The organism is Pseudomonas akapageensis (genome assembly GCF_011355085.1).
GTDB classification, from domain to species: Bacteria; Pseudomonadota; Gammaproteobacteria; order Pseudomonadales; family Pseudomonadaceae; genus Aquipseudomonas; species Aquipseudomonas akapageensis.
The window spans coordinates 1-15,886 of record NZ_VXCP01000055.1 but is presented as its reverse complement, the minus strand read 5'-3'; the positions used below and the strand labels follow the sequence as shown (position 1 = coordinate 15,886).

Annotated in this window: 11 protein-coding genes; 3 read left to right on the top strand and 8 right to left on the bottom strand. The window is 59.7% G+C overall.

Annotation, left to right across the window (positions count from 1 at the left end):
* Nucleotides 1–117: 117 nt before the first annotated feature.
* The gene (locus F2S13_RS26790) at nucleotides 118–2,511 is read left to right on the top strand and encodes a sensor domain-containing diguanylate cyclase (RefSeq protein ID WP_166366621.1); all 2,394 of its coding nucleotides are present in this window, start codon (nucleotides 118–120) and stop codon (nucleotides 2,509–2,511) included.
* A gap of 34 nt (nucleotides 2,512–2,545) precedes the next feature.
* Here F2S13_RS26790 and dacB read toward each other — a convergent pair whose 3' ends face one another.
* On the bottom strand, nucleotides 2,546–4,009 hold the full coding sequence (dacB, locus tag F2S13_RS26785) for a D-alanyl-D-alanine carboxypeptidase/D-alanyl-D-alanine endopeptidase (protein WP_166366619.1): 1,464 nt from the start codon (nucleotides 4,007–4,009) through the stop codon (nucleotides 2,546–2,548).
* A 234-nt stretch (nucleotides 4,010–4,243) separates the two neighbouring features.
* Here dacB and F2S13_RS26780 point away from each other — a divergent pair, with 234 nt between their 5' ends.
* Nucleotides 4,244–4,588: a YggL family protein gene (locus F2S13_RS26780; protein ID WP_166366617.1), complete on the top strand. Its 345-nt coding sequence runs from the start codon at nucleotides 4,244–4,246 to the stop codon at nucleotides 4,586–4,588.
* Between the two features lie 52 nt (nucleotides 4,589–4,640).
* On the opposite strand, the gene F2S13_RS26775 is transcribed toward F2S13_RS26780, so the two are convergent.
* From F2S13_RS26775 to F2S13_RS26745, 7 genes are all read right to left on the bottom strand, one after another.
* Entirely contained in the window at nucleotides 4,641–7,610 is a 2,970-nt protein-coding gene (locus tag F2S13_RS26775; RefSeq protein WP_166366615.1) for an HD domain-containing phosphohydrolase, read from the bottom strand.
* Nucleotides 7,611–7,705: 95 nt separating this feature from the next.
* Entirely contained in the window at nucleotides 7,706–10,984 is a 3,279-nt protein-coding gene (locus F2S13_RS26770; RefSeq protein ID WP_166366613.1) for a transporter substrate-binding domain-containing protein, read from the bottom strand.
* An 8-nt stretch (nucleotides 10,985–10,992) separates the two neighbouring features.
* A complete protein-coding gene (locus tag F2S13_RS26765; RefSeq protein ID WP_166366611.1) occupies nucleotides 10,993–11,619 on the bottom strand; it encodes a response regulator transcription factor in 627 nt (208 codons plus the stop codon).
* Between the two features lie 471 nt (nucleotides 11,620–12,090).
* Nucleotides 12,091–13,422: a deoxyguanosinetriphosphate triphosphohydrolase gene (locus F2S13_RS26760; protein ID WP_166366609.1), complete on the bottom strand. Its 1,332-nt coding sequence runs from the start codon at nucleotides 13,420–13,422 to the stop codon at nucleotides 12,091–12,093.
* Nucleotides 13,423–13,488: 66 nt separating this feature from the next.
* A complete protein-coding gene (locus F2S13_RS26755) occupies nucleotides 13,489–13,830 on the bottom strand; it encodes a hypothetical protein (protein ID WP_166366607.1) in 342 nt (113 codons plus the stop codon).
* Complete coding sequence (locus F2S13_RS26750) at nucleotides 13,827–14,219, bottom strand: phage holin family protein (RefSeq protein WP_166366605.1); 393 nt, start codon at nucleotides 14,217–14,219, stop codon at nucleotides 13,827–13,829. The genes F2S13_RS26755 and F2S13_RS26750 overlap by 4 nt, the downstream gene beginning before the upstream one ends.
* Nucleotide 14,220: 1 nt before the next feature.
* Nucleotides 14,221–14,535 (bottom strand): ElaB/YgaM/YqjD family protein, encoded by a 315-nt coding sequence (locus F2S13_RS26745; protein WP_166366603.1) that lies wholly within the window; start codon nucleotides 14,533–14,535, stop codon nucleotides 14,221–14,223.
* 338 nt (nucleotides 14,536–14,873) lie between these two features.
* On the opposite strand from F2S13_RS26745, the gene F2S13_RS26740 reads away from it, so the two are divergent.
* Nucleotides 14,874–15,886, top strand: a 1,013-nt coding sequence (locus F2S13_RS26740; protein WP_166366601.1) for an ammonium transporter, incomplete at its 3' end; no start/stop codon positions are given.

Here is a 15,886-nt window from a genome sequence, read left to right as displayed (position 1 = left end):
TCCGAACTTGAGCTAACGAATTAACCGTACAGGCCACTAGGCAAAATAATGGCTAATGGCTATAAATGCTATTGAGCCAATGTGAACCCACGCACGCCGGCGTTACGAGTCTCGCTTATGTCGTTGCATGCCGTTCGCCCAAAGATTCTCGGCTTTATCGATGAGGATACCTCTGCCTGGCTCGTTGCCGTTCTGGCGTTCGTGGCGGGTGGATTGCTGACGGCATTGCTGGCGCTGGCCACCCATGATTTCTACCAAAGGCAGTTGCGCCAGCGCTTCGAGTTGCTCGCCAGCGAACGCTTCAGTCGTGTCGAAGAGCGCTTCGAGGACCAGGAGCAGCGACTCGATGGCTTGCGCCGCTTTTTTGTCTTCTCCAACGAAGTCACGCGCAGCGAGTTCAACGGTTATGCCGGCCCCCTGTTATTACGCACACAGGCTTACTCCTGGTCGCCCCGGGTAACCGAGCAGAACCTCAATGAGTTCCTGCGGCGCGGCCGTGAGGAGTTGGGGCCCGGATTTACCGTCGGCGCGCTGGACAGCAATGACGCACTGGTGCCTTCGCCGCCTCAACCTGAGTATTACCCGGTGTTCTTTACCCAATCCCAGAGCCGCATGGAGCTGCCTCTGGGCTTTGACCTGCTGTCACAGCCATTGCGTCGGGCGACGCTGGCGCGCGCTCGACACCCTGGGAGCATGGCGGTTTCACCGCCGATGAACCTGATCATGGTGGACCCGACCTATTCGCGAGGGGTGTTGATGGTTGCGCCGGTGTTCCGGCCCTCCGATTCGCAGTCGAACCCGTCGGGTTATGTGATGGCGGTCATCAGCATGCGTCAGTTGATGGCTGAGGGGTTGCCGCAACAGGATCAGGACACGCTGTTCGTGCGAATTCTCGACCTGTCGACCGAAGGCGAGCATGAAGTGTTGTTCCAGTCGTCCAACGTGGCGGCGCAGACGGCCTTGGCGGCGACCCACCTGTTGCGCCTGGCCGACCACGACTATCAGCTCGATATTCAACCCAGTACCCTGTTTCTGCAGGCCAATCGTTCTGCGGCGGTCAATTCGGTGGTCCTGCTCGGTAGCCTGCTCAGTCTGTTGCTCAGTGCCTTGCTCTATAGCCTGGTCAGTCAGCGTCAACGTGCCCAGACACTCGTCGATCAGCGCACGGCGGAGCTGCAGGTCAGTGAGCGCGAATTGCGCGAAACCCATGGGCAATTGCGCAGCGTGTTGAATGCCGCCACCCAGGTGGCAATCATTGCCACCAACCTGCGCGGTGTGATCACCACGTTCAACGCCGGCGCCGAGTTGATGCTCGGCTATAGCAGCGCGGAAGTGGTCGGGCGTTTGACCCTTGAAGACCTGATCCTGCAGGAAGAGCTGCAGGATCGCGCAGCGATCCTCAGCCGGCGATTTGGCCGCGAGGTGCCGGCGGCCCAGGCCATGCTGGCGGAAACGATCGAGGAAGGCGGCCACGAGCCTCGCGAGTGGACCCTGGTACGCAAGGATGGCAGTGGTCTGTCGGCCAATATGCTGGCCACTGCCGTGCTCGACGAACATGGTTTGTGGGTAGGGCACTTGGCGATCTGCATCGATGTCACCGAACGCAAACGCGTGCATGAAGCCCTGGCTGCGCGCGATCGCCTGCTGGAAAAACTGACAGCCGAAGTGCCGGGCGGCATTTATCAGTTCCAGCTCAACGCCGATGGCACATCCTGTTTCAGCTATGCCAGCGAAGGCCTGCGCGATATCTACGAGCTCGATCCGCAGCTGCTGCAGCGCGATGCGACGGCGACCTTCGAGCGAATTCACCCGGATGACCTGGCTCGAGTGCGTGCCTCGATCCGCTTGTCGGCCGAACGCTTGAGTCCCTGGCGCGAAGAGTACCGGGTGCAGTTGCCGCGTGGCGGCCTGCGTTGGGTGCGTGGCGAGGCGACCCCGGAGCCCTTGCCCGAGGGCGGGACGCTCTGGCACGGCTATCTGACCGATATCTCGGACCTCAAGCGGGTGGAGGAGGAGTTGCGGGCCTTGTCGGTCACCGACTCGTTGACCGGTATCCACAACCGCCGCTATTTCCAGGAACGCCTGAAGGCCGAGCTGGACCGGGCGCAGCGCGATCAACTGGATCTTGCGGTGATCATGCTCGATATCGATCACTTCAAGCGGATCAATGACCAGTTTGGCCACGCCGTGGGTGATCAGGTCCTGCAGAGCCTGTGTCAGCGCATCAGTCAGCGCCTGCGTCGTACCGATGTTTTTTGCCGCCTGGGGGGCGAGGAGTTCATGGTGCTATGCCCGGGCAGCAATGCCGAGCAGGCCCATGCCCTGGCCACCGAGTTGTGGCAGGGCTTGCGCAGTGTTCCAGTCGAGGGTGTGGGGATCGTCACGGCCAGCTTCGGCATCGCTGGCTGGCGCCCGGGGGAAGGCGCCGATGCCTTGTTGCTCAGGGCCGATTCCGGTGTCTATGCCGCCAAGCAGGGCGGTCGGGACCGGGTTGAATCCGAGCTGGAGTAGGCCGGATCGGCGTTCCGATCCGGCAGACGATAGGTCAGGGTTGCAGCGCTGCGGTGCTGCCGGCCAGTTTTGGCTGGCGATAGAGATCCAGCAGCACCTGATCGAGCACCGAAGAGGCGCCCCAGGGACGAGGGTCGTTGAGGATCGCGACCACGGCCCAGGTGTTGCCATTGATATCGCGGCTGAAGCCGGCAATGGCCCGCACAGTGTTCAGGGTGCCGGTCTTGATGTGCGCTTCACCGGCCATGGCGGTGTTCTTCAGGCGTTTGCGCATGGTCCCGTCCTTGCCGGTCAGAGGCATCGAACTGATGAACTCGGCGGCATAGGGGCTTTTCCAGGCGGCTTCCAGCAGGCTGGCCATTTCCCGGGCGCTGACCCGTTCGGCGCGGGACAGGCCGGAACCGTTTTCCATGATCAGGTGCGGCGCGGTGATGCCTTTTTTCGCCAGCCATTGGCGGACCACGCGTTGAGCGGCCTTGGCATCGTCGCCGTCGGCATCGGTGCGAAATTGCGCGCCCAGGCTCAGGAACAACTGCTGGGCCATGGTGTTGTTGCTGTATTTATTGATGTCACGGATCACCTCCACCAGATCGGGGGAGAAGGCCCGGGCCAGCAGACGGGCGCTCTTGGGCACGACATCGACCCGATCCTGGCCCTGGATACTGCCGCCAAGCTCGCTCCAGATGGCGCGCACGGCGCCGGCAGCGTAGGTCGGGTGGTCGAGCAGCGAGAGATAGGTTTGCGAGCTGCAACCTTCGCCCAGTTGGCCACTGACCACGACTGTCATGCCGTCGGCCTGGGTGGACGGGCTGTAGCGGACATCGCCGGTGCATTGTTTGGAGTTGACGGCCTTGACCTGATTGTCGATGCGAATGCTCGCAATCGGCGGCTCCATCGAGACCAGCACCTTGCCACCGTCGTTGCGGGCAACGAAGCGCAGTGCCTTGAGGTTGACCATCAGCGAGTCGGGCTTGACCAGGAAGGGCGCGTTGTCGTCGCCGCCGTCATCGTTGAAAGCCGGCAATTGCGGCTGGACGAAGTGACTGCGGTCGAGCACCAGGTCACCGGTGACTTTCTGTACGCCATTGGCGCGCAGGTCACGCATCAGCAACCAGAGTTTCTCCATGTTCAGCTTGGGGTCGCCGCCCCCCTTGAGGTACAGGTTGCCTTGCAGAACCCCATTGCTCAGGGTGCCGTCGGTGTAGAACTCGGTTTTCCACTGGTGGGTCGGGCCAAGCATCTCGAGTGCGGCATACGTGGTGACCAGTTTCATGGTCGATGCCGGGTTGACCGAGACGTCGGCGTTGTACACGGTCGGTGTGCCGGGGCCGTTGAGCGGCAGCATCACCAGCGAAAGGGCCGAATCCTGCAGTTTACTGGCCTTGAGCGCCTGCTCGACCTTGGGCGGAAGCGTGGTGTTCAGTGGTGCGGCGTTGGCGGGCAGCGCCAGCGGCAACAGCAGGCCAGCGAGAAACAATGGGCGTAAGGACTTGATCATCTGAAGTAAAACCCTGCGGGCGAGGGGTGAAAAAGCCAGGGCATGAATAAGGAAAGCCCCCGGCACGAACAAATACAGGGGGCATTATGCCCCAAGGACAGTAGGGTTGTGCCCGGGTACTGCAGGGTAGTGACGATTTTTTTGCGTCAACGGTCTGCTTTGACCCACAGAGTCAGGCAATGCCTGGCCGAAACTGGTAAAGTGCCGCGCGATATTACTCAAGAGGATTGTTTCATGGCCACTAACCGTTCCCAGCGTCTGCGCAAAAAACTCTGCGTGGATGAATTCCAGGAGCTGGGTTTTGAGCTGAACCTGGACTTCAAGGAAGACCTGGCTGAAGAAGCTATCGACGCTTTCCTCGATGCATTCCTGAAAGAAGCCATGGAAGCCAATGGCCTGGGCTATGTCGGCGGCGATGACTACGGTCTGGTCTGCCTGCAGAAGCGTGGCTCGGTCAGCGAAGAGCAGCGCGCCAAGGTCGAAGCCTGGCTCAAGGCTCGCAGCGAACTGACCAGCGTCGAAGTCAGCCCATTGCTGGACGTCTGGTACCCGGAAAAGCCAATCAATCCGGTAGCCTGATGTCAGATGGAGCAGCGACCCGCTCGGGTCGTTGCTCCTGCTTTACCCTCCCTCAGCTTACAACTCCCCCCGCTTGCTTTCGTGCACCGAGCCCGGCCTTGTCGAGCAAGGCGGCCACATCGACTGCGTCGATCTGCTCGCTCTGCAGATAGGTGCGCGCATACTCCTGATAGACCTCCGTCTCGACGAACAGCTGGAACAGCTGCGGATCGATATGGGCGTCATGGCACATTTTCGCCATGATCGATAACGCTTCGCTCAAGGTCTTGCCTTTCTTGTAAGGCCGGTCGGCGGCTGTCAGTGCCTCGAAGATGTCGGCGATGGCCATCATCCGTGCTGGCAGGCTCATTTCCTCCCGCTTGAGGCGTTTGGGGTAGCCGGTGCCATCCATTTTTTCATGATGGCCGCCGGCAATCTCTGGAACACTCTGCAAATGACTGGGGAAGGGCAGCCGGCTGAGCATCAGGATGGTCTGCACCATATGGTGATTGATGAGGTAGCGTTCTTCCTCGGTCAATGTGCCTCGGCCGATGCTCAGGTTGTAAAGTTCGCCGCGATTGAATTTGTACAGCGGGACGTTGAGCTTGAATCCCCAGGGATTGTCATCGGCAATCTGTTCACTGGCGGGGCGCTCGAAGAGGTGTTCGGGCCTGTCCGCCAGCAGTGGTTCCAGGGTCGGCAGCACAGGGGCGGGCGTGCGCGCCTGGCGCAGGTTTTCTTCCCAGGAAACGCCTAGCCGATCGTCCAGGGTGCGCAGCCAGGTGCGTTCTGCAATCTGGCGCAGACGCTGCAGGTGGCTCTCATCCATGTATTCGCCGCCCAGGTTGTTCTGCGCGATGAAGGCGAAGTCATCATCCAGGCTGGCGAGCCGGGCATCACGCTCCGACGCCTGGGCCGCTTCTTCGGCGCCATGGGCCAAGGCTTGCCAATAGTCGATCCAGACATCGCGCTTGAGCACTTCGAAACGTGTGCGCACTTCATGGATGCGGTCGTACAGGGTTTCGAGCTTGGTTGCCTTGTCCACCACATATTCAGGGGTGGTGACCTTGCCGCAATCGTGCAACCAGCTGGCAATGTGCAGCGCCTCCCATTCTTCATCGGTGGGGTGGTACTGGCTGAATTCCGGTGCCTGGCTGGCCGCTGCCGCCTTCGCCAGCATCAGTGTCAGTGCCGGTACCCGCTGGCAATGCCCGCCGGTATAGGGGCTCTTGGCGTCAATTGCACCCGCGATGATCTGGATGAAGGAATCGAGCAGTTGTTGCTGGCGGGCCTGCATGCGCTGGCTTTCGATGCAGGCCGCTGCCGCACCGGAAACCGCCTGGATGAAAGCGATGCGATCATGCCTGAACCTGTTCAGGTCCGATGCGGCCCCCGTATCGGGATGCAGCAGGATCAGTATGCCAACCGTTTCGTTGCTGCGATTGTGCAGGCGGATGCCGACCAGATGAACCCGTGGGCTCTGCAGTTCATGGAGAATGCCGCGCAGATCACCGGCCTGCTCAAGGCCCATTGCTGCAACCATGGTGTCACGTTCGCTGCTGAGCAATTTCAGCCAGGCCGGTGTATGCGCTTCCTGGGCAGGGTGACTGTTGATGCCCAGTGCCTTGGGGTCGTGCAATACGCCATTGATGATCAGTCGGGTTGGATCAAGGCTGCCATTGCTGCTGTCGAGCAGGTAGATCATGCCCGCCGGGGCCTGACTGATATTCACGGTCTCTTGCAGGATGCGTTGCAGCAATGGGGCGAAGCGTTTCTCTGCACTGAGGCTGGCAGTGATTTCGAAAAAGCTCGCCAGGGTCTGTTTCATCCGCTGCATCGATACGGTCAACTGATCCACTTCCAGGACCGGTGAGCGTCGGGTCAGTGGGTAATTGAAGTTGAAACTGCGGATCGCATCGGCTTCCTGGACCAGCGAGCGCAAGGGTCTGACCAGAATTCTGGAGATCAACCAGCCCACCGGCAGGCACAGCAGCAGAATGCTGAGGGTAAGCACTGCCCCACGCCAGCGCAGGCGGTAGGCATCGGCCAGCAGTTCGTCTTCCGGAACCAGTAAAGCCAGCTCGAGGCCTTGAGGGCCGCCTTCTGTCATGTGACTGCGCGAAACCACCCATTCGCGGCCGTCAGCCTTGAGGCGATTGCTGGTGGGTCCACGGCTTTCCAACCACTGCTTGAGCACGGGATGCAGGTCCCGGACCTTGGCCAGACGGGCAGTTGCGGATTCAATGACCAGTTTGTTGCTGTCGGGGTAGGCCACGGCGTTGCCCGATTGATCGAACAACACCACTTGTGTTCCGGGGGTGACCTGATGCCTGGCCAGTGTTGCGCTCAAATCGGCCAGTGTCAGGTCGGCACCCAGTACCACTGTACTGCCGGCACGCCGGGCCAGGGTAGTGCCGACATTGTGGGTGGAGAAAAACAGATAGGGTGCCGTGGTGATCTGTTTCAAGTCGGTAAGCGCCTGTTTGAACCAGGGCCGGGTGCGTGGGTCGTATTGCTCGTCTTCGATGTCACGGGCATCGATTTGCTGCAGATCCTGGTCGAAAAACAGCGATCTGGAGTTCACCCTGTCATCGGTTCCATGTTCGATGCTCCAGACCTGGAAGGCGGCATTGGGCGGTGCGGTAAAGGCCGCCTGCGAGGCCTCCGTGCGCAGCGGCCGGACCATGAAGAAGTCGCCGTTGTTGTAACCGGTATACAGCGAGGCGAGGTTGGTGTTGTTCGTCAGTGCCTGGCTGAACGGCTTGAGCAATGCCAGGCGTTGTTGCAGGTCGGTAGCACTCGTGTCGTCGTTGGTTGCCAGCAGGCTGAGCAAGTCACGGATAGGTTGATAGGTATGTTGCAGATCAAGTCGGACTTCCTGTTCGATGCGCGAAAACAATTGTTCACTGCTCGAAAGAATCAATTGGCTGGTCTGTCGGTAATTGAATAAACCGAGTACAACTCCGGTCAACAGCAGAAGAAAAGTGAACATGGCGCTGATGTGCACATGCAGGGGAAAGCGACGCTGTTCGTTTTTGTGCATGGCAAATCTCTACTGGAAGAAAGACTTACTGCAGCCTTTGAGCATAGTTAAAGCGTAGCGCCACGTTTTGAATCTATTTTCACGAGAGCCCTCTTTCAGGGCGGCGAGCTGTCTGCGCAGGCATGTTGAGCTTTTTTCAACTGATAGCGCAGTGCATGCTCGAGTTCGCCCATTGCCTTGAGTGTTTTTTGGCGAAACACCTCCAGTTCGTTGTCGTTGTGTTCCCCGGTACAACTGGCTTCCAGTTTTTCGCAGCACTGGATCAGGCGCTGGGCCTGGACGATACGCGCGGCGCCCTTGATCTTGTGGGCCATGGCCAGAAGTGCCTGGCGATCTTCCTGCAACGGCAGGTTCTGCAGTTGTACCTGGTCCTCACGGCTGCTCTGGAGTATTTCCGTGATCAGGCGGTCTAGCATTTGCGGGTCATCGCCGGTCAGGGCGCCTACCGCCGCCAGGCAAAATACAACCTCCTGTTGCGGCGTGGTGGACCTGGGTTGCACCGCTATGGCGGCCAGGCGTTGGCCCAGCGAAGTCAGGCTGATGGGTTTGAACAGGCAGTCGTTCATGCCGGCCTGCAGGCACCGCTCACGCTCCTCCGGTTGTGCATTGGCGGTGTAGCCCAGAATGGTGCAGGGCTTCATGCGATATTGCCGTTCGTGGTCGCGGATGGCCCGGGTCAGATCGTATCCATTCATCAGGGGCATGCTGCAATCCACGATGACCACGTCGAAGCAGCCATCCAGCCAGGCATTCAAACCCGACTCACCATTGTGCGCGGTCGTGTGTCGAAGCTGCAGGTAGTCCAACTGTTGAGAGATCAACAGGCGATTGGCGGGGTGATCGTCGATTACCAGCACGTTCAGTGGCGCCAGGGGCAATAACGGCTGTTGTTCGGGTTCGGGCGCAGTGATGGGTTCAAGGCATTCGATCGGCATGTGGACGCGGACTTCGGTCCCTTGGCCATGACGGCTGCTCAGGGTCAGTTCGCCTCCCATCATGGTGCAGAGTGTGCGGCAAATGACCAGGCCCAGCCCGGTGCCATTTCTGGCCAGATGGCCATGGGGTTCGGCTTGGGCGAACGGCGTGAACAAGCGCTGCTGATCGGCATGGCTGATACCGATACCGGTGTCTTGAATGCGCAGGTCGAGGGTGGCGTTGCCGGGTTGCGGGCCGGGCAGCACTTGCAAATGCAGGCTGACCTGGCCCTGTTCGGTGAACTTGATGGCATTGCTGATCAAGTTCGAGAGTATCTGCTTGAAACGCAGCGGGTCGATCAATACCTGCTGGTGGGCGTTCGGGTCCAGCTTCAGGATCAGGCTGAGCTTTTTCTGGCGTGCCAGGCCGTCGAATACCCGCACCACCGATTCGACCAGCACGCGCAGGTCGACGCGTTCAGGGTGGAGCGTCAGCCGCCCGGACTCGATGCGCGCAATGTCCAGAATATCGCCGATCAGTTCCAGCAGATCCTTGGCCGAGTCATAGGCCACTTCAATGGCCGGGCGGTCGAGGTGGCCCTGGTCGGCTCGTTTCAGGGTCAGTTCAAGCATGCCGATCACGGCGTTCATCGGTGTGCGTATTTCATGGCTCATGGTTGCCAGGAAGGTGCTCTTGGCGCGGTTGGCATCGTCGGCCTGATCCTTGGCCTGGCGCAGGGCGCGCTCGGCCAGTTGGCGTTGCTTGATGTGCCGACGCATCTGGGCATTCCAGATCAGGGACAGCAGCAGTAACAGGCCAGTACCGGCAATCACCTGGTAGATCAGACGATGGTGTTTGTGCCAGTACGAAGTGTCGGCAGGGCTGTAACCGCGCCAACGGCCATTGATGACGCCGAGTTCGTCGGGGGCAATGCTGAGCAAAGCTTTGTCGAGAATACTGCTGAGCTCATGTGCTTGCTGGGCGGTGGCCATCGAGAAAGTCGCTTGCTCGGTTCCAACTGTCGAGCTGATGACCAATGCATCCTGGAACAGCGCTGACGCGGTGATGTAATTGGCGACGATCAGCGAACTGACCGCACCCTCGACCTTGCCTTCGGCCAGCAGCGTCGCGGCGCCCAGTTCATCCTTGGCCTGCACCAGTTCAACCTGGGGGAAATGCTGGCGCAGGTAGGTGACCAGCGGGTGGCCCTGGCTGATCGCCAAACGCTGATTGGCCAGCATGTCCAGCGCAGAGGGGCGTTCGGCCCCTTTGCGCGTCAACAGGACATAGGAGTTTTCCAGATAGGGGCGGGTGAATACGAGTTGGGCACCGCGTTCGGTGCTGGAGGTGATGGCGGCGATAAGATCGGCGTTGCCCGAAGTGACGCGTTCGATCATGTCGCCGGTGGCATTGCTGCGCTGGATCTCGAAGCGCAGGCCTGTGCGCAGGCGGATCAACTCCAGCAAGTCGGCACTGATGCCGCGATAGTTTCCTGCCTCGTCAAAAAATGAAAGCGGTGCAAGATTCTCCGCGACCAGCACCCGTACCACAGGATTTTGCGCGATCCAGCGTTCTTCCCGGTGCGACAGTTGCAACTTGTGGTCGGTAAGCAGGATGTCGCTGCCCGCACCCCAGCGCTTGAGAATACTTTCCCGGGTAGCGACAGGTACGGCCGCCAGGGTGGCGTTGACCAGCTGCAGCAGCGTCTGGTCGTCGCTGCGCAAGGCAAAACCGAAACCCACGGGTTCATGCTTGCCGAAGTTGGCCATTTTCACGTTCTTGAGGTGGCCCTGGTTGATCAGGTAGTGAGTCGAGATGGTATCGCCCAGAAAGACATCGGCCTGATCGAATGCCACTGCATTGAGCGCATTCTGATACGAGGGGTAGGCATCGATGGAGGCCCCCGGATAGCTGGCCTCCACTTCGGCCCTGGGCAGATAGTGGTACACCATGCTCAGGCGCAGCCCGGTGAACGCCTGTACCACCGAGCGGCTTTCGTTTTCACGGGTGACCAATACCGGCTGGTCCACGGCATAAGGCCTGGACAACGTCACGCCCGCCATAGTGGCCTCGAAGCCATTGGCGCTGCCCAGCATGTCGATCGTGCCATCGACCAGCGCCTCCACGGCTGCTTCACGGCTGGTAAAGCGCTTGACGCGGATGGGAATCGCCAGCGTGCTGGCGATCAATCCCGCATAGTCGGCGGTAAGCCCCTCGTATTCACGGCCACTGCGGGTCATGTCGAAGGGCGGGTAATCGGGCGCCGACGTTCCCAGTACCAGTTCGCGTTTTTCCTGCAGCCAGCGCTGCTGCTGTGCATCGAGCGCAAGATCCGGTTTGGTCGGGCCTGCGCGGCTGAGCAGCGAATAATCTGTTGCAGGGAGGGGGGCCGCAGCAATCGGGATACTCAAGCACCAGCCCGTGACCAGAAGCCAACGAAGGTTCGAGCGCCTAGGCATTTTTCCGCTCACACCAGTGCATTGCGTTTGGCTATTTCAATAAGTTCCACCAGGGAGCCGGCGTTCAGTTTCTGCATCAACCTTTTTTTGTAAGTGCTGACCGTCTTGTTGCTCAGAAACATGCCTTTGGCTATTTCCTTGTTTGTTCTTCCCTGGGCAAAGAGTTGCAGGACCATCAGTTCCCGATCATTGACCAGTTTGAAACGCTCTGCTTCGGTTTGTGGGCCATTATCCTGGCGCACGGCATTGAGTGCCTGGCTCGGAAAGTAGTTGTAACCGGACAATACGGCCTTGATGGCACTGAGCAGTTCGCTGAGGTCTTCCTGCTTGCAGACGTAACCTGAGGCCCCGGATTGCATGCAGCGAATGGCAAACAATGCCGGACTCTGGGCGGTCAACACGAGTATCTTCAGGGGGATATTCATCGAGTTGAAACGGGCCAGGACCTCCAGGCCGTCGAGTTTGGGGATGCTGATGTCAAGAATGATCAGATCCGGCAGGCATTCGCGAACCATTTGCATGGCGTCGACTCCGTTATCGGATTCTCCGACCACGCGGTAACCTTCATTTTCCAGCAACATTCGAACGGCCAGGCGAATGACCGGGTGATCGTCGACAATAAAAACAGAGTGCATAGTAAGTTTCCCGTACTGGCTGCGAAGAAAACGCGCACCTTAGCCGATATGTAGGGGGTGGCACATGAATAGACTGGCTAGTTGGCGCTATATAGGAAATGTCCTACAGTAAACGAAGGTTAGGAATACAGTTTTTTCTATGTTTGGCGTCTGTCAACTTTGCAATGGCTACTCTTTATTGCGGGTTTGACGGGGGCTTTTTATTTGGACTACGAGTCTGAAGGAAAACTCCTACTTTCTTTTCCGAGAATTGCAAGTTCGTCGACGGAGTGGCCTTGCTCTCACTCGAGTGTCGATGCTCTGGAGAAATCGGAGGACATTCAGATAAATGCATTAATCGATTGAAGAGGATTATTCGAATGGATTGCGTGCATTGCCATCAGTAAGGTCTGAAGCTGGCGAGGGATATTTCTGGCAGGCGGGGCTGTAATGTGGATGCCACCTGAAGTCGTCATCCACACCAGATGTCAGTTACATGGGGCTGGAGCGCCCTGTCATTTCTCGCGCCATTTCGCTGGCGTAGCTGTCGGTCATGCCGGCGATAAAGTCGATCATGCGCAGGAAGGCGGTATGCAGCGGCCACGAGGGGTCGGGCGCGTTGTTGCCGAGCAGATCGAGGATGCGCCGATGCTTGAAGGAGGGCGTGCGTCCGCCATGCTGCTCCAGCGCTGCGCCACAGAAGGCGTTGAGCAGGATCTCCAGGGTGGTGTAGGCGCCTATCTCATGGAGCGTCTTGCGCTTGTCCTGGAATATTTTCTCCCGAGCCATTTCTTTCGCCTGCAGGACGCAGCGCTTGGCGGGACCGTGCATATGCTCGACCAGGTCGCCCTGCAAGGTGCCGCTGAGCAGGGCCTGTTGTTGATCGACAAAGGCGCGTGCAGCGGTGTTGGTCAGATGCTCGATGGCCTTGCCCCGCAGAATGGCCAGTTTGCGCCGACGCGAATCGCGCGGGCCCAGTTGGCGGTAGGTTTCCGGCAGATCGTCACCGACCAGCCCCAACAGCAGGGACTCCACTTCGGCATATTCGAGCAGCTCCATCTCCAGGCCGTCTTCCAGGTCGATCAACGCATAGCAGATGTCGTCGGCAGCTTCCATCAGGTATACCAACGGGTGGCGTGCCCAGCGTTGCTCCTCAAGTTTGGGCAGGCCGAGTTTCAGGGCGATCTGTTCGAGCAGCGGCAGTTCACTCTGGTAGCAGCCGAACTTGTGTTTCTTGTAGCCCAGCGAGTCGGCATGGCGCGCGGTCCAGGGGTATTTCAGGTAGGTGCCCAGGGTTGCGTAGGTCAGCCGGGTGCCACCGTCGAACTGGTGATACTCAAGCTGGGTCAGCACCCTGAACCCCTGGGCGTTGCCTTCGAAGTTGAGAAAGTCATTACGCTCGGCTTCGCTCATTGCATCCAGCCAGCCGCGCCCGGCGGCTTGCTGGAACCAGTGGCGGATCGCATCTTCGCCCGAGTGTCCGAACGGTGGGTTGCCGATGTCATGGGCAAGGCAGGCGGACTGCACCACCATGCCCAGATCGCTGGGCTCGCACCAGTCCGGCAGGCTGTCGCGCAGCGTCTCGCCCACGCGCATGCCCAATGAGCGGCCGACACAACTGACCTCCAGGGAATGGGTCAGGCGGGTATGGATATGGTCGTTGCTTGTTACCGGGTGAACCTGGGTCTTGCGGCCCAGGCGGCGAAAGGCCCCGGAAAAGATGATGCGGTCATGGTCCTTGTGAAAAGGGCTGCGACCCAGCTCTTCAGGGCTGTGCAGGGGTTTGCCGAGGCGTTCGCGGGTAAGCAGGGTTTGCCAATCCAAGGCCGTGTCTCCGTTACATGAGCAATGCCCTAGCTTCCCGTGTCAGGTGACCGGCCGCAAGGCCCTTCATTTCTTTTGTGAAGGGCTTTGCATCACCAGTTTGATCAGGGGAGCCAGGCTGGTGCTCAGGGTGACCCATTTGGCCAGGCTGCCGCTGCCCGCGCCCTTGGCACCTTTGCCGGTCAGAAAGCCCAGCAGGACCACCGCTGCCATGCCCCACAGCGGGCCATGCTTGATACCCAGGCCGCCTTGCAGGTTGTCCGCCATGGCGCGCACCCGTCTGAGCGGGCTGGCAATCTGCTGGGATTCGTGACGGATTTCCTGGCGATGCATTTCCATGCGCAGGCGAATCAACGCCTTGCGCAGCTCGCGTCGGCTCGTGCCCGGGGACTCTTGAGGATGGCTCATGGCAGCAGGCGCTCCCGATCCTTGGCCAGTTCTTCGAGGGTGGCATTGAAGGGGGAGGACTCATCGAAGATGGCTGCCTTCAAGCGTAAACCACAGAAGAGGGTGGCCAGGCCGTAGAACACGCACAGCCCGATAATCCCGCCAAGCCGATAGCTGTCCCACAGCACAATCAGGACCAGTCCTGACAGGGCGGCAATCAGCAACAAGGCAAAAACCAGTGCCAGCCCTGCAAACAGCAGCAGGCTGAGGGTGCGTGCCTTCTGTTCCTGCAACTCGATGCCGAACAGCTCGACATGGCCGTGCAGCAGCCCGAGAAAAGCCGCGCCCAGGCGCCGTGTCGATGAGCTGGTGCCCGTTTCCAACGGGTCGGATTCCGTACCCATCGTCATATCAGCGCCTTGTTGCCAGCAGGCCGATCAGAAAGCCGACACCGGCAGCGATGCCGATCGACTGCCATGGGTTGGTCTGGACATATTCCTCGGCGGCGACGACTGCGGCCTCGCCACGCTGGCGCATGGAGTCTTCGGTCAATTTCAGGGTTTCGCGGGCACGCACCAGGCTGTCGCGAATTTGCGAACGCATTTCATCCGCCTGATCGCCCGCCAGGGTCGCGGTGTGCTCCAGCAACTTTTCCGTGTCGCGAACCAGGGTTTGAAAGTCAGCCATCAGGATGTCTTGAGCAGTCTTTGCCGTTTTGCTGGCCATGGGTATCTCCCTATCAGTGGCGTCTGTTTGTTTCGAGTGCAGGCAGGTGACGAAGGTTCAGTTCGATTGCCTGGTACAGCTTTTGCTTTGCCGTGGTGCGTAAATCGAGGTCGTCGCGCTGAATTCGGGCACAGGATCTGTCCCCGGCGCAAGAACCTTAACCTAAACGAATAAAACCCGAGGAAAAACTCGAGCGTCGATTTCGCTCCAGGCACTGCCTTGCGCCAAAGTGGTTCACTGACACCAGGGAGTCGTTTGTCAGTCGATCCAATTCGGTGCGTGCCGCGAGTCATCGACCTGCTTTGGTGCTTTTCCGTGACTTCAGGCCTGTCTCCCCTATGGAAAATCTGCAAAGCGCAGTGGACTCACTGGTCCATGGCTCCAATACGCTGTTCATATTGCTCGGTGCCGTCATGGTTCTGGCCATGCACGCCGGTTTCGCCTTTCTGGAAGTCGGCACCGTCAGGCACAAGAACCAGGTCAATGCGCTGTCCAAGATCCTCAGTGACTTCGCTGTGTCGACACTGGCCTATTTCTTTATAGGCTACTGGGTCTCGTATGGGGTCAGTTTTCTGCAACCGGCCGCGATCATCAGCGCGGACCATGGCTACAAGCTGGTCAAATTCTTCTTCCTGCTGACCTTTGCCGCGGCGATTCCGGCCATCATCTCCGGCGGGATTGCCGAGCGGGCGCGCTTTGCGCCGCAACTGTGCGCGACGGTGCTGATCGTGGCGTTCATCTATCCGTTCTTCGAGGGCGTGGCATGGAACGGCAATTTCGGCGTACAAGCCTGGTTGCAGGCACGCTTCGGTGCCGGCTTTCACGACTTTGCCGGATCCGTGGTCGTGCATGCCATGGGGGGCTGGCTGGCATTGACGGCGGTGTTGCTGCTCGGGCCACGCAACGGCCGCTACCGGGAAGGGCGACTGGTGGCCTTTGCGCCGTCGAATATTCCGTTCCTGGCCCTGGGCTCATGGATTCTGATTGTCGGCTGGTTCGGTTTCAACGTGATGAGTGCGCAAACCTTGCAGGGCGTCAGCGGGTTGGTTGCGGTCAATTCCCTGATGGCCATGGTCGGGGGCACGATGGCCGCTTTGCTGGTAGGTCGCAACGACCCGGGCTTTCTGCACAACGGTCCGCTGGCAGGCTTGGTGGCGATCTGTGCAGGCTCGGACCTGATGCACCCGGTTGGCGCGCTGGTGATCGGTGCCATTGCCGGTGCGCTGTTTGTGTGGTGCTTCACCGCCGCGCAGAACCAATGGAAAATCGATGACGTGCTGGGCGTCTGGCCCTTGCATGGCCTGTGTGGGGTATGGGGCGGCGTCGCCTGCGGTGTCTTCGGTCAAGAAGC

Bases quoted from the DNA above. Each gene is read 5' to 3' on its own strand.
- F2S13_RS26790 (WP_166366621.1), top strand. From the start codon at position 118: ATGTCGTTGCATGCCGTTCGCCCAAAGATTCTCGGCTTTATCGATGAG.
- dacB (WP_166366619.1), bottom strand. From the start codon at position 4,009: ATGATCAAGTCCTTACGCCCATTGTTTCTCGCTGGCCTGCTGTTGCCG.
- F2S13_RS26780 (WP_166366617.1), top strand. From the start codon at position 4,244: ATGGCCACTAACCGTTCCCAGCGTCTGCGCAAAAAACTCTGCGTGGAT.
- F2S13_RS26775 (WP_166366615.1), bottom strand. From the start codon at position 7,610: ATGCACAAAAACGAACAGCGTCGCTTTCCCCTGCATGTGCACATCAGC.
- F2S13_RS26770 (WP_166366613.1), bottom strand. From the start codon at position 10,984: ATGCCTAGGCGCTCGAACCTTCGTTGGCTTCTGGTCACGGGCTGGTGC.
- F2S13_RS26765 (WP_166366611.1), bottom strand. From the start codon at position 11,619: ATGCACTCTGTTTTTATTGTCGACGATCACCCGGTCATTCGCCTGGCC.
- F2S13_RS26755 (WP_166366607.1), bottom strand. From the start codon at position 13,830: ATGAGCCATCCTCAAGAGTCCCCGGGCACGAGCCGACGCGAGCTGCGC.
- F2S13_RS26750 (WP_166366605.1), bottom strand. From the start codon at position 14,219: ATGACGATGGGTACGGAATCCGACCCGTTGGAAACGGGCACCAGCTCA.
- F2S13_RS26745 (WP_166366603.1), bottom strand. From the start codon at position 14,535: ATGGCCAGCAAAACGGCAAAGACTGCTCAAGACATCCTGATGGCTGAC.